We start from the raw sequence: 13142 nt of genomic DNA on the forward strand, positions 1-13142 counted from the left end.
TCCGCCATGCGATTTCTGCTGTTGATCGTGATCTGCCTGGCGCCGTTCGGCTCGCTCGCCGCTGCGCAAGCTGAGCTCGATGACTTGGAGCAAGGGGCGATTGCGGCGGCGGTCGACGTCGCGGAAAAATCGGTCGTCCAGATTCGCACGATCGGCGGCATCGATCAGTTGGAGGGCCAAACGCTGGCCCAGGGGCCGACAACCGGGCTAATCATTTCGGCGGAGGGGCTGATTGTTTCGAGCGCCTTCAACTTCGCTCAGCAGCCGACGTCGATCTTGGTGCGACTGCCCGATGGCAAGCAACGAGCGGCGCGCATCGTCGGGCGCGACGACAATCGCATGCTCGTACTGCTCCAGGTGGAGACGTTTGACGAGCTACCCGCAGCCGAGCCGGCGGACCTCGCGAGCATTCGCCCCGGCAATTGGGCGATCGCCCTCGGCAGATCGTTCAATCCCGAAGAGGTGAGCGTTTCCGTCGGCGTGGTCAGCGCTCTGCGCCGCATGCACGGCCGAGCCATACAGACGGACGTCAACGTCTCGGCCACCAATTACGGCGGCCCGCTGATCGATTTGCAAGGTCGCGTCATGGGCATCCTCGTGCCGATGGCCCCGCAATCCCCCGGCGCGGCCGAGGCCAATGTGACCGCTGGCTCCGAGTTTTACGACTCAGGAATCGGCTTCGCGATCCCGCTGGTCGACGTCCTGGCGGTCGTCGACCGCTGGGTCGATGAGCAGGATCTGCATCGGGGACTGCTGGGGATCGGGCTGAAGCCAGGAAATCCGCATTCGACGGCGCCCATTGTCGCCAACGTCTGGCCCAGAGCGCCGGCCGCCATCGCTGGCTGGCGAGCGGGCGACCGCATCGTCGCGGTCAACGGCGTGGAAATCGCCACGCAGACCGATCTTCGGTTTCAGACGATGCCGCACTACGCGGGCGACAAGCTACAGGTCACGCTGCGGCGCGGCGCCGGCGCGAAGGCGAAGCGAATCGAGACCGAGGTAACCCTGGCGAAGGAGTTGCCGCCGTTTTTGCACCCGTTCCTCGGCGTGCTGCCCGAGCGTCCCGAGAATGGAAACGAGGCCGATGTTAGTCCCGCAGACGCGGCGAACGACAAGCCCGCGGACGATACTGCAGAAAATGAAGTCACGGACGAGTCAGCTGGGAAACAAGCGGACGGCGAAGAGATCGAAGGACTGGCAATTCGTGCGATTTGGCCCGGCAGTCCGGCGGACGATGCAGGGCTGCGGCGCGGCGATCGACTGCTGCGCATCGGCGACAAGGAGATCGATTCCGTCGAGCAGGCGCTCGCTGAACTGAATGGAAAGTCCCCCGGCGACAGTCTGCAGTTGGCGGCCCGGCGCGCCGGAGAAGAGTTAAAGCTCCAAGTCGCGCTTGCTGAGTTGCCGAAGAACGTCCTCGAAGCCGCTGATCTGGGCGCCGGTGACGACGCAAAGGTCGACGGCGAGTTGGGGGATCCCACGCTGCAGACCCTCAAGCTACCGGAAATGTCGCAGACCGCCCGCTATCTGCAACCTCCGTCGGGGCCTTCCGCTCCAGGGCTTTTGGTTTGGCTCGGCGAAGGCAAATCCGAAACGGCCGAAGCCATGGCCGCCCAGTGGCAACGAACCTGCGTTCGCGACCGGCTGGTGTTGCTGATGCCCGAGCCCGCCGACGCCGGCGGCTGGACGAACGATGACATGGAGTACCTCGCGCGGCTGCTGCAAACCGCGGGGAGCCGTTGGCAAATTGATCCGCGGCGGATCGTCGTCGCCGGCCAAGGGAAGGGGGGCCAACTCGCGTACGCGTTGGCCCTGCGCGGGCGCAAGTTAATCCGCGGCGTCGCGGCGGTCGACAGCCCGCTGCCGCGCACGCTGGAAGTTCCGGAGAACAATCCCAACGAACGCCTGGCGATCCTCGCCATCGAAACTCAAAACTCGCCGCTCGCGCCGCTGATTCGCAAAGACTTGCAGAAGTTCGCCGACGCCGGTTACCCGGTCACGCAGATCGTTCGGCGGGGCGAAGAGAAGGGGGATGCGACGCTCGACGGGGCGACGCGCGCGAAGCTTGGACGCTGGATCGACGGACTTGATCGCTTCTAGAGCGAACTTCAGTGGAGCGTAGCGTTGGTCATCCCGAGCGCAGCGAAGGATCTTGCGGCCGACAGTGGCCAGATTCTTTGCTGCCCTCAGAATGACGCTACAGCTAACTGAAGCTCGTACAAGAGCATCGGTTGCAGCTAGGCCAGCGATTCGGTCTTACGCGGCCCGGCAGCGCCGTCGACGCCGAGATCGACTTCCGGCGACGCATCGTCGTGGATGTCGAACCACTCCTTCTTGAATTCGATCCGCTTCCCTTGCTTCATGGCGATGTTCGAAGTGAGCGCGATGATCGCATCGGCCATGGCGACCTTGGCACCGCACTTCGGTTGATGCTCCGGGGCCGGGTTGCGAATGCACCAGGCCCAGTGCTCCATCTCCTCCTTGTAACCGCGGCTGACGTTCTTGGCGGCTGTTTGAGCTGCTGCGACCGGCGGACCGCCGCCCGTTTCGTAGCTGCTCATTGCCGCCTTGCCTTTGTTATCCTTGACCTCAATCTTCGTGCTGGCGTCGCCCCCCTTGTAGAGCATGACCTCCTGCTCGCGATCGAGAATCAGCGTACCGCCGGTGCCGAGGACCACTTCGCCGTACCCGCCGAAGCCGTTGCCGTTGATCGACGAGTAGGTGACGACAATCTTGCTGTTAGGATCTTTGATTGCGTCCTGCTTCTGAATGTCCTCGTAGTAATGCTTGCCGGGAAACTCGAAGTTGCAGTGGACGTGATCGTCGACGTCGCGGTCGGCGGGAAAGAGCGACCGGAAGCCGATGCCCTGCACGGCGATGGGGTAGACCTTGCCGCCGTCGTCGCGCTGCGAGCTGACGAAAATGCTCGAGGCGTCTAGCTGATGGCTGCCGAGCTCGGCCATGAGGCCGGCACCGGTGCGGTCCCACAGCCGCCAACGAATTAGTTCTTCTAGCGCCGAACGCTTCTCGCCGCTGGGGAGAGTCTTGGACACGTAGCCGTAATCCTTGCCGGCGGCGAGTTCGATGTCGATGTCTTGCAGTTGCTTCTCGATCTGGGCGACCTTCTTTTTCAAATCGTCGATGTCGCCCCCCTTGGCGTTCTTCAGCGCTCCCCGGGTGCTGCGCAGCTTGGCGTAGAGCGGATGTTTGGCAACCAGCGCGGCCTTCGCCTTATTGTCGCCTGACTTTTCAGCCGCCATGATCGCCGCGTCGAAGACATCGTACTTGTAGTCGGCAGCCTCTGGCAGCGGCGGGCACCAGCTATCGTTGCCGGGCAAGTTGCCGCGGTGCCATTGGGCCCGAATATGGTGCAAATCGCCCAACAGGCCGCGGCGAATCTGATCGACGGCGTTGGCGTACAGCACGCTGTAATGGCGCTGATGGCCGACGGCGAAAATGATCGGATTGCCGTCAGCGTCGGTCGATTCTTCCGCGAGGCGGCCCATCTCCTTGCAGCGGGAGACGGTCTGCCCCATGAGCTTTTCGGTCAGCACATGCTTGCCGGCCCGCATCGCTTTGAAGGCCGCGACGTCGTGCAGCCAGAGCGGCAGGGCGATGATCACCGCCTCGACGTTCGGGTCGTCGATCAACTCTTGATAGTCGCCGGTGTAGACCTTGATGTGCTTCTTGGCTTCATCTTCGCTCTTGTAGCCGTAGACGGTCATCAGTCCGGGCCGAGCGCCGATGTTGTCTTGGTCGCCATGGAAGGCGCGATGTTGGTTGTAGGGACGAATGTCGGCAATGGCGACGACGTCGAGATACTCCGGGTTCAAAGCGCCGATGAGCACGCTTCCCTCGTCGCCAGTGCCGATAATGCCGATGCGCAGCGGAGCGTCGACCTTGGCGCCGTAGCCGAAGTACATCGCCCCGAGACTACCGACTGCCACAGTGCCGGCGGCGATGCCTTTCAGCACGTCGCGGCGATTGGGATCGGTGCTGACCGCTTCGTAGAAGTTCTGCTTGCCAATTTCGCGTTGTTCAGGCGTAAGATTCATGACTACACAGACTCCTTGCGGCCGCAACACTTACCGGTGAAGAGGCGAATGAAATAGTCGAGACCCGCATACTGGCCTGCCGCCGCGGCGAACAAGACCGCCAGCGCGGCGATTTCGACAAGTTGGTAATAGAACACGGGATTGAGCGAGCCCGGCACCCAGGGCGGCTGCGAGGCGATTACCGAGAGCAGAAAACCGGCCGCGGCAATGCACGCCACGCGCGTGAACAGCCCCAGCATAAGCAAGACGCCGGAACCGATAATCACCGCCGTCACGGCCATATTGATGTTGCTTAACTTCTTCGCGCTCTCGTCGGTCAGCGCCTCGTCTAATGCCGCCGCCGTGGCCGCTTCGCTGAGTTGCTCTTCGTCGACAATGTGACGCAGATCGTCCAAGTAAGCCGCTTCGATCGCCTTGACCTGCGAAATCCAGGCGCCGGTTTTCGACTTCGTTTCGGCGGCCTTCTCTTCGATGCGAGTGCCGAGGAACGGCAGGCTGACTGCGCCTGAGTCCTTTTTCAATTCTTCGAGGCGGAACAGCTCATGCTCCCATTCGGCAATTGCATCGGCTTGCGATTCAAGGTAGTCGGCCAACTGCTGGCGACGGAAATCGAGCGCCTCCGCCGCGGCTGCGCGTTGATCGTCGGTCAGGGCAGGAATGATTACGAACCTGTCGTGCGCGGTTCGCCAGCTCCGTTCGATGCGGTCCGCCCAGTCGTAGTAGGGCGAGTGGGGCGGGAACTCGATGGGCAGAGGCTGCTTCTTGGCGGCGGCGGCCTTGCGGCGGGCGGCGTAGTCGGCTTCCCACTTCGCGCGTTTGTCGAGCTCTTCCTCGGTCGTCGGCCGCGCCTGTCGCGGCACCGCGAGATATCGCTCCCAGTTGTAGGCGGCTGGCATTTCTTCCTTCACGATTTCGGCCACGGGTCCGACGGACTGTCGCAGAAAAGGCTCGGCGGAAAAGGCGATTGTCGTGACGCCGGTGTCGGCGTTGTATGCCAGCTTCTTCGTTCCCTCGCGGTAAAAGTGCCAGCCGGTAGCCAATCGCAGCACGACCAGCGCGATCACTAGCCCAGTGGGCAAGTAGACGGCGCGCCGCGGGGCGATCGGCGTGGTATGTTCGGGGTGATGAGCCATGGCGCTGATGGGTTGAGCGGGAAGCGTGGCACGGCACAACCGCCGGAACGCGCTACCGCGATGAAGGAACGATCAGACGACTCGAAGTCGCAATGCTTGCGGAGAGCCCTTCGCTCGACCGCCGCCGATGGTTGCAGCGTCGCCCAGGAGTTCGTGAGGCTTCGCCCCGCCCTCCTGCCCACGCCGCGTCGGTAACGATATTCTACGAGACAGGTTGCCTACGCTCTAGGGCTTGGCAGCTCTTGCCGTCGCCGCAATCGCGACGCCAGACATGGCGGCAAACCGGCGGGTTCCTGAGAAATTGCTCCTTTCCAAATCGACACGACGGCCATCGACCGCCGTGAAACATGTTTCTATGCGAATCGTCCTTTGCTACCCGGTTGAACCCTCCCATCTCGCTCGGATCCAAAACGCCTGGCCCGAGGCGGAACTCGTCGACGCTGGTCAGGAGCGAGTGGCCGCCGAGCTGCCGTCGGCTGACATCTACTGCGGCCACGCCAAGGTGCCAGTCCCCTGGGACGACGTCGTGGCGGGCGGCCGCCTCCAATGGATTCAATCCTCAGCCGCGGGTCTTGATCACTGTCTCGTGCCGAGCGTAGTCAACAGCTCCATTACGGTCACCAGTGCCTCTGGGGTTCTAGCAAAACAGGTCGCTGACCAAACTTTTGCGTTGTTGCTCGGGATTTTGCGGAATTTGCCGACCTACTTTCGGGCGAAAGCCGCCAAAGAGTTCGTCCGCCGGCCGACCCGCGACCTGTACGGCGCTCGCGTCGGCATCATCGGTTTGGGCGGCAATGGTAGGCTTTTGGCCCGTCTCCTTAAAGCATTCGACTGCTCGGTGATCGCCACCGACTGGTTTCCTGAGCAGAAATCGCCCTTCGTCGACCGGATCCTTCCCGCCGACGCCGTCGATGAGTTGCTCCCCCACGTCGACGTGCTGATTCTGGCGGCGCCCCTCACTGAGCAGACGCAAGGCCTTATCGACGCGCGGCGTCTGCGTCTGTTGCCCGAGGATGCGGTCTTGATCAACGTTGCCCGCGGCCCGATCGTCGTTGAGCGCGACCTGGTGGAAGTCTTACGCGAGGGGCATCTCTGGGGAGCAGGCGTCGATGTCACTGAAATCGAGCCGCTCCCCGCCGACAGCCCGTTGTGGGACGTCCCCAATGTCATCATCACGCCGCATGTTGGCGGGCAACGCGCGAGTCGCATCGATGACATGACCGATCTGTTCTGCGAAAATCTCCGCCGCTACCGCGCCGGCGAGCCGCTTGCGAATCTCGTCGACAAGCGTCTCGGCTTCCCGGAACCAAGCGCGATCTACGGCGCCGTGTGACGACCGGAGTCATGCGCAGCGGAGCGAAGAATCCAGCCAACCGAATGTTCGGCCGGATCCTTCGCCTCGCTCTGGATGACGGAGCGACATTCCGCAATCCGCGCCGACCGCAAGGTGCCGGGCACGAAAGCCACAGACAATCGTCCCTCTTCATACACTCTTCATGATCACAAATTGACGCTGCGCCGTGCTCCGAAGCCCCCAAGTCAACTGCGAATTACCGCAGCACGAAATCGCCTGCAGAATAGGTAGTTTGCGCAAAGTTCCGATCTGGACGTTTGCGTTAGCCGCTGCGTAATATGGAGGAGACAGCAGGCGGCCCGCGCAGTCGGTTCGCCAAGCGCCGCGTGATCGGGCCGCCCGCGGTCGACCAGAAGGGATTCTGGCGAATCCGGGGCGAACCTTTGCCCGTCCGCAGCGACTTATCTTCGCAAGGACAACGATGAACCCCTCCACCACGATTCTGCAAGGCACGCGGACGATCAATTTCGACGGGCAGGAATCCAACCGCTGCCCGACCGATCTGTACGACCGCTACGAACAACTGCTCGAAGGCCAGCATCTCGGCTGGACCGAACATCTCCGCTTTCGCCGGCTCCTGGGCACCGGCGGTCAGGGCGTGGTCTACCTCAGCGACCGCCGCGGCAGCGATGGTTTCACCCTTCCCGTCGCAGTGAAGGTTTTTTCGCCTGAGCGATTTTCGAGCCAGCAAAGCTACGACATGGCGATGGCCCGGATCGCCCAAGTCTCGTGCAGCGTCGCGAAGATTCAGCACGATTCGCTCCTCGACGTGCAGAACTTCATCGAGCGCAATCGAATCCGCATCATGGAGATGGAGTGGGTCGACGGCTACGACCTCGATCGACTCCTCACCCCCGCCATGCTCGCGCGCGTTCAACAGCGCGTCAGCCATCGCCGCTGGGAGTACATCAACAACGTCATCGTCACGGCTGGCCCCGTCCGGCCGCGGCTGAAGCCAGGCATTGCAGCGTCGATCATTCGCCAATGCCTCTCGGCGCTGGCCGCGCTCCACCGCGAAGACATTGTTCACGGCGATCTCAAGCCGGCGAACATCATGGTCAAGCGCACCGGCAACGCGAAGATCGTCGACATCGGTTCGGCGCTGCACCTGAACAATATGCCCGACCAGCGGACCTGCACGCCGCAGTACGCCGCGCCGGAAATGTTGGAACGTAACGAGTTCACGCCGCGCAGCGACCTGGCGAGCCTTGGCTACGTGCTGATCGAAATCTTGGCGGGTCGCCCATTGTTCGCGGGGCTCAACAGTCTCGGCGAGTTGCTCGAGGCGAAGTGGACGCTGCCGCAACGGCTCGAGCGCATCCTTCCCGACGAAGTCGCCGACAGCGACCTCCTGATGGCGATCTGCCGCCGCCTCACGGCGCCAGACCCGATGCTCCGCTTCGCCAATGCCGAGGACGCCAACACGGGCCCGGACGGGTTGGCCGAGTTCCAACGGACGCTCGTCATCGGCGACCTCGCCAGCGAGTACGACAACGAACTGCGCGTTTGGCTGGAAGAGCTCGATTGAGCGACGCCGAACCTTCCGTGATCGAGCGCGGGTGGAGACCGCTGGCCACCGCTTAGTCGGGAACGCTGTTTGACAATATGCAGCGGTTCTCGGCCGAAAATTGGCGTTCGGTCGCTCGCCAGTGCGTGACCTACAATTGACGGCGTCGATAATCCACCCCGCAGGGTACGCAGGATTTTGCCGTCATGTCCGCAGTTCAACGTCCGCTGATTGTCGGCGCCGGCCCCGTTGGTTTGGCCGCCGCGCTCTTCTTGCAGCGCGAGGGACATCGCCCGCGGATTGTCGAAACGCGAACGGAACCCGCGCCCCAATCGAAGGCGCTGGCAGTCAATCCGCGCGTGCTCGACCTGCTCGAGTCCACCGGAGTGACGGCCCGAATGCTGGAACTCGGCAGCCCGGTGCGTGGCATGCAGTTTCACCGCAACGGCAAGATCGTTATCCAGATAAAACTGGCCGGAATCCATCCGAAGTACCCATTCATGCTCGGCCTGTCGCAGGCGACCACGGAGCGACTCCTCGCCCAGGCCTTCCTCGCCGCCGGCGGCGAGATCGAGCGCGGCGTCGAAATGACCCGCTGTCAAAACAATGCCGGGGGCGTCGCCGTCGACTTGAAACACATCGCCAATGATTCTCCCGAGTCGGTGGCGTCCCCGTGGCTCCTGGCCGCGGATGGCGCCCGCAGCATTGCCCGCAAGCAGCTTGGGGTCGACTTCAACGGCGCCACCTTCCCTGGAGAGTGGTATCTGGTCGACGCGCCGCTGAAGACTGACCTCTCGCCCGAATACGCCCACATCGTCTTCTGCCGTGACGGCAGCTTTCTGTTCATTATGCCCGTCTTTGGAGACGAGCAATTCGAGTCGTCCGACGGACTGCTCTGGCGGATTCTCGGGAGCCGACCGAATCCGCTCGCCCAACTCGACGGGGCAGAACCAGCCGGTGCGCCCGTCTGGGAGTCGAGCTTCCACGTGGCGCATCGCATCAACGCCGAACTGTCGGTCGGCAACGTTTACTTCGCCGGCGACGCTGCGCACATTCACTCGCCCATGGGGGCCCGCGGCATGAACCTCGGCGTCGAGGACGCATGGGTCTTCGCCAATTTGGTCCGGACCGGACGTTTGAGTGAATACGACGCGCTCCGCCGCCCGGTCGACCAGCGGGTAGTCCACGAAGTGGAGTTTTTCTCGAAGCTGATCGCGTCGGACGCGGCGCCGTTTCGGTTCGCCCGCCGCTATGTCTTGCCGATCGTCGCCCGTACGCCGTTGCAAGCGCGCATCAAGCGAACGGTGACGGGGCTTGATCACCCGTTGCCGGCCGGTCTCGACCTGCCCGAATCGCCGTCGCTGCCCGCATTGGCGACGCCTCATTTCGTCTGAAATCTCGTCCGCGATGAAAGGCCCCCCAACCCGATGCGTCCGTCCCAACAGGATATCGTCGAGCTTCTCGGGCTCCGTCCCCACCCGACGTGCGGCATGGTCTGCGAAAGCTACCGCAGTTCGCTGCAGCTTGCCGGTGACGCCCTCCCGCCGGCATACAACGGCAGCCGGCCGCTGGGAAATGTGCTGACCTTCATGGTCACCCCGACGGCGCGTGTGCATCTGCATCGGCTCCGCTCCGACCAGATGTATCACCACTATCTGGGTGATCCGCTGGAAGTCCTCCTGCTTGATGCCGACGGGCGCAGCGAAGTCCGCGCGCTCGGCAACGACCTTGTCGCCGGTCAGCGTCCGCATCTGCTGCTCCCGGGAGGAACGTTTCACGCGGCGCGCGTCGCCGGCGGCGGCGAGTATGCGCTGCTGGCCACGTCGGTGTGGCTCCGGGCGGAGCCCGAGGACGTCGAATTGGGCGACCCAGAGGAGCTCGCCGCTCGCTATCCGTCGGCACGTCAGCTGATTGCCGAGTTTAGCCGCTGAGGTGCTCCGCGAGCTAACCGTGGGTATGATGATCCGGCACGCCTTCAGCGCCGGGACACTCATCGTATGCGATTGGCACTTCATACCATGCTGACTATCGGTGTCGCCGCGCGCGTCCTCGCCGCCGCTGAACCAAGCGCCGCGCAACATGCGCATCCGCAGTCGTACTGCAATCCGCTGAATCTCGACTACGCGTACTGCCCGATTCCGAACTTCGCTGCGCAGGGAAAGCATCGCGCGACCGCGGATCCGGCCGTGGTGATGTTTCGCGGCGACTATTATCTCTTCTCCACCAATCAATGGGGCTACTGGTGGAGCCCCGACATGAACGTGTGGAACTTCGTTCCGCGGAAGTTTCTCCGCCCAGAGCACAAGGTCTACGACGAGCTCTGCGCGCCAGCGGCATTCGTCATAGACGACCAACTTCATGTGATCGGGTCGACGCATACGCCCGACTTCCCAATCTGGCGCAGTCGGGCCCCAAAGAATGTTGACGTGGACCGCTGGGAGGAAGCGGTCGCGTCCTTCGCGGGCTCCGCCTGGGATCCTGCGTTTTTCTTGGACGATGACGGTCGACTCTACCTGTATCACGGTTCGAGCAACGATCGCCCGCTCTACGGACAGGAGGTTGACCGCGAGTCCTTGCAGCCCATCGGTCCCAAGCGAGAACTGATTCGCCTCGACGATGAGCGCCACGGCTGGGAGCGGTTCGGCGAGGCGAACGACAACACCTTCCTGCGACCGTTCATCGAGGGAGCCTGGATGACGAAGCATGACGGTCGCTATTATCTGCAGTACGCGGCGCCCGGGACTGAATTCAGCGGCTACGGCGACGGGGTCTACGTGGGCGACCGACCGCTGGGGCCGTTTAAGTACCAAACCCACAATCCGATCTGCTTCAGGCCCGGCGGGTTTGCTCGCGGCGCCGGCCACGGCTCGACCTTTCAAGATCGGGGCGGCGACTACTGGCGCTGCGCGACGATCGTCATCGGCGTGAAGAACAATTTCGAACGCCGACTCGGCATGTGGCCTGCCGCCTTCGACGGGGAGGGCGTAATGCACTGCGATACGGCTTACGGCGACTATCCGCAACGGCTTCCGGATACGGAGACCCCGTCCGACGCGCATGGCGCGTCGCTGGGATGGATGCTGTTGAACTACGCCAAACCTGTCACCGCCAGCTCGAGCCTGGGGGGCTTCGCCCCCAACCTGGCGGTCGACGAAGATATCAAGACCTACTGGAGCGCCGCCACTGGCAAACCAGGCGAGCAGTTCACCAGCGATCTCGGCGCCATCTCCCAGATCTTTGCGATCCAAGTCAACTATGCCGACCAAGATGCGGAGCTTTTGGGTAAGGTGGCCGGACTGCGTCACCAGTACGTGATTACGGCGTCGAGCGACGGAGAGACTTGGAACACGATCGTCGACAAAAGCGCTAACCAGCGTGACGTACCGCACGACTATGTTGAACTGGCGACGCCCGTCGAGGCCCGCTTTGTGCGGATCGAGAACCGGCGCGTTCCCAGCGGCAAGTTCGCGCTCAGCGGTCTGCGGGTGTTCGGCCTTGGTCGCGGGGAACCGCCCCATCCGGTGCAAGACTTTATCTCGCTTCGCGGCGAGAGCGAACCGCGTAATGCGTGGCTCAAGTGGCGGCAATCGCCCGACGCGACGGGCTACGTCATTCGCTCCGGCGTCGATCCGCAAAAACTCTACAATAGCGTCATGGTCTACGGCGCCAACGAGTACTATTTCCGCGCGATGGATCGCGACGTTCCCTACTACTTCCAGATCGAAGCGTTTAATGAGAATGGCGTCTCCGCTCCAACGGAGCCGCTGCTCGCGAAATGAGCCCCCTAACGAACCGCCGCCAGCTAGACTGCATCGTCCGCCATGGATGAAATTTCGTATCAAGTCGAGCCAACGCTCTCGCCCCGCGATTTCATTGACGTCCTCGCGCGTTCGACGCTTGCGGAACGCCGCCCGGTCGATCGACTTGACCTGATCGAACGGATGCTCAAGCATGCGAACGTGATCGTCACAGCCCGCAACGGCGCCGGTTTGCTGGTGGGGGTGTCGCGCGCGATGACCGATTTCGGTTACGCCACCTACCTTTCCGATCTTGCTGTCGACGAAGCTTACCAGCGACGCGGCATCGGCCGGGAGTTGATCCGGCTGACGCATGAGGCATCGGGCCTGGAGACGGCCCTCATCCTGCTGGCCGCCCCGAAGGCCCGCGACTATTACCCCCATATCGGGATGAAACGTCACGATTCTTGCTGGATCATTCCCCGCCAAGCATGACGCAGCTGCGGGCCGCCCTTCCGGCCAGCGAGGATTCTCACCAGGCGGTCTGCACATAGGCTTTCCATGAGCTATCCTTTCCAGCCATGGAAAAACAGTCCCTCGCCATCCTCGTGACAATCGGCTTCAGCATTGTCGGGGTGGTGGGCGATTATTTCCTGAAGCTGGCCAGTTCGAAGGAAGAATCGCTCCGGTCGATCTGGTTTTACGTTGGATTCGCCGTGTACGCCTCGACCGCCTTCGGCTGGGTCTTCGTCATGAAGCACCTGAAGCTCGCCACGGTCGGCGTCGTGTACTCGGTCTCGATGATCCTGTTGCTCACCGCGATCGGCGCCGTTGCCTTTCGCGAAACCTTGAACTACGCCGAGATGTTGGGCATCGCGCTGGCGGTCGGGTCGCTCGTCCTGCTGATGCGCTTTGCCTGAACGTTCGCCGCTGCGGACGTCTCTCGGCGCCGAAATGGTCTCTCTCAACGTCCCGTTACAGGAACCTGTTCGATGATGATCGTCACCACCGGCAATGAAATCAATGGGTATGAAATCGTCGAGTACCTTGGCGTCATTCGGGGAGTCGTCGTCCGCTCGCCGAGCATCACCCAGGGGATTATGGGCGGGCTGAAGCAAATCGTTGGAGGCAATATCGAATCGTACGCGCAGATTTGCGAAGCTGGTCGTCAGGAAGCCTATGTGCGGATGGAAGACCACGCCGCCAGCGTCGGGGCCGACGCCGTGATCGGCATGCGGTACGACGCCTCGGGGTTCGCCGAGGGGGTGACGGAAGTCCTGGCTTACGGGACGGCGGTCAAGATCCAGAAAGTGTAATGAGCCATGACGGCCCTCCGCCACGATCTGGAATTGACGG

At 62.7% G+C, this 13142-nt stretch carries 11 protein-coding genes; 9 read left to right on the forward strand and 2 right to left on the reverse strand.

Annotated elements, in window-relative coordinates:
* Positions 1–6 precede the first annotated feature (6 nt).
* Positions 7–2100, forward strand: a complete 2094-nt coding sequence (locus I41_RS14560) for a PDZ domain-containing protein (protein WP_145433509.1) — start codon at positions 7–9, stop codon at positions 2098–2100.
* Between the two features lie 137 nt (positions 2101–2237).
* Here the strand turns inward: I41_RS14560 and I41_RS14565 are convergent, their stop codons facing one another.
* The gene (locus tag I41_RS14565; protein WP_145433511.1) at positions 2238–4055 is read right to left on the reverse strand and encodes a Gfo/Idh/MocA family protein; all 1818 of its coding nucleotides are present in this window, start codon (positions 4053–4055) and stop codon (positions 2238–2240) included.
* A 2-nt stretch (positions 4056–4057) separates the two neighbouring features.
* Positions 4058–5188: a DoxX family protein gene (locus I41_RS14570; RefSeq protein ID WP_145433513.1), complete on the reverse strand. Its 1131-nt coding sequence runs from the start codon at positions 5186–5188 to the stop codon at positions 4058–4060.
* 355 nt (positions 5189–5543) lie between these two features.
* Here I41_RS14570 and I41_RS14575 point away from each other — a divergent pair, with 355 nt between their 5' ends.
* The 8 genes from I41_RS14575 to I41_RS14610 all read left to right on the forward strand — a co-directional run bounded on the left by I41_RS14575 (position 5544) and on the right by I41_RS14610 (position 13102).
* On the forward strand, positions 5544–6521 hold the full coding sequence (locus I41_RS14575; protein WP_145433515.1) for a D-2-hydroxyacid dehydrogenase: 978 nt from the start codon (positions 5544–5546) through the stop codon (positions 6519–6521).
* Between the two features lie 442 nt (positions 6522–6963).
* On the forward strand, positions 6964–8070 hold the full coding sequence (locus I41_RS14580; protein WP_145433518.1) for a serine/threonine-protein kinase: 1107 nt from the start codon (positions 6964–6966) through the stop codon (positions 8068–8070).
* A 185-nt stretch (positions 8071–8255) separates the two neighbouring features.
* The gene (locus tag I41_RS14585) at positions 8256–9443 is read left to right on the forward strand and encodes an FAD-dependent oxidoreductase (protein WP_145433520.1); all 1188 of its coding nucleotides are present in this window, start codon (positions 8256–8258) and stop codon (positions 9441–9443) included.
* Between the two features lie 33 nt (positions 9444–9476).
* Positions 9477–9980, forward strand: coding sequence for a cupin domain-containing protein (locus tag I41_RS14590; RefSeq protein WP_145433522.1), 504 nt, complete (start codon positions 9477–9479; stop codon positions 9978–9980).
* Between the two features lie 87 nt (positions 9981–10067).
* Complete coding sequence (locus I41_RS14595) at positions 10068–11828, forward strand: family 43 glycosylhydrolase (RefSeq protein WP_145433524.1); 1761 nt, start codon at positions 10068–10070, stop codon at positions 11826–11828.
* A gap of 42 nt (positions 11829–11870) precedes the next feature.
* Entirely contained in the window at positions 11871–12281 is a 411-nt protein-coding gene (locus I41_RS14600) for a GNAT family N-acetyltransferase (protein ID WP_145433526.1), read from the forward strand.
* Between the two features lie 86 nt (positions 12282–12367).
* Positions 12368–12706: a DMT family transporter gene (locus I41_RS14605; protein WP_145433528.1), complete on the forward strand. Its 339-nt coding sequence runs from the start codon at positions 12368–12370 to the stop codon at positions 12704–12706.
* A 72-nt stretch (positions 12707–12778) separates the two neighbouring features.
* Complete coding sequence (locus I41_RS14610) at positions 12779–13102, forward strand: YbjQ family protein (RefSeq protein ID WP_246133671.1); 324 nt, start codon at positions 12779–12781, stop codon at positions 13100–13102.
* Positions 13103–13142 lie beyond the last annotated feature (40 nt).

It is taken from the genome of Lacipirellula limnantheis (genome assembly GCF_007746075.1).
GTDB lineage: Bacteria > Planctomycetota > Planctomycetia > Pirellulales > Lacipirellulaceae > Lacipirellula > Lacipirellula limnantheis.

Coding starts and splice junctions, on each gene's coding strand:
- I41_RS14570 (WP_145433513.1), bottom strand. CDS start 5,188: ATGGCTCATCACCCCGAACATACCACGCCGATCGCCCCGCGGCGCGCC.
- I41_RS14590 (WP_145433522.1), top strand. CDS start 9,477: ATGCGTCCGTCCCAACAGGATATCGTCGAGCTTCTCGGGCTCCGTCCC.
- I41_RS14595 (WP_145433524.1), top strand. CDS start 10,068: ATGCTGACTATCGGTGTCGCCGCGCGCGTCCTCGCCGCCGCTGAACCA.
- I41_RS14610 (WP_246133671.1), top strand. CDS start 12,779: ATGATGATCGTCACCACCGGCAATGAAATCAATGGGTATGAAATCGTC.
- I41_RS14575 (WP_145433515.1), top strand. CDS start 5,544: ATGCGAATCGTCCTTTGCTACCCGGTTGAACCCTCCCATCTCGCTCGG.
- I41_RS14585 (WP_145433520.1), top strand. CDS start 8,256: ATGTCCGCAGTTCAACGTCCGCTGATTGTCGGCGCCGGCCCCGTTGGT.
- I41_RS14605 (WP_145433528.1), top strand. CDS start 12,368: ATGGAAAAACAGTCCCTCGCCATCCTCGTGACAATCGGCTTCAGCATT.
- I41_RS14560 (WP_145433509.1), top strand. CDS start 7: ATGCGATTTCTGCTGTTGATCGTGATCTGCCTGGCGCCGTTCGGCTCG.
- I41_RS14580 (WP_145433518.1), top strand. CDS start 6,964: ATGAACCCCTCCACCACGATTCTGCAAGGCACGCGGACGATCAATTTC.
- I41_RS14600 (WP_145433526.1), top strand. CDS start 11,871: ATGGATGAAATTTCGTATCAAGTCGAGCCAACGCTCTCGCCCCGCGAT.
- I41_RS14565 (WP_145433511.1), bottom strand. CDS start 4,055: ATGAATCTTACGCCTGAACAACGCGAAATTGGCAAGCAGAACTTCTAC.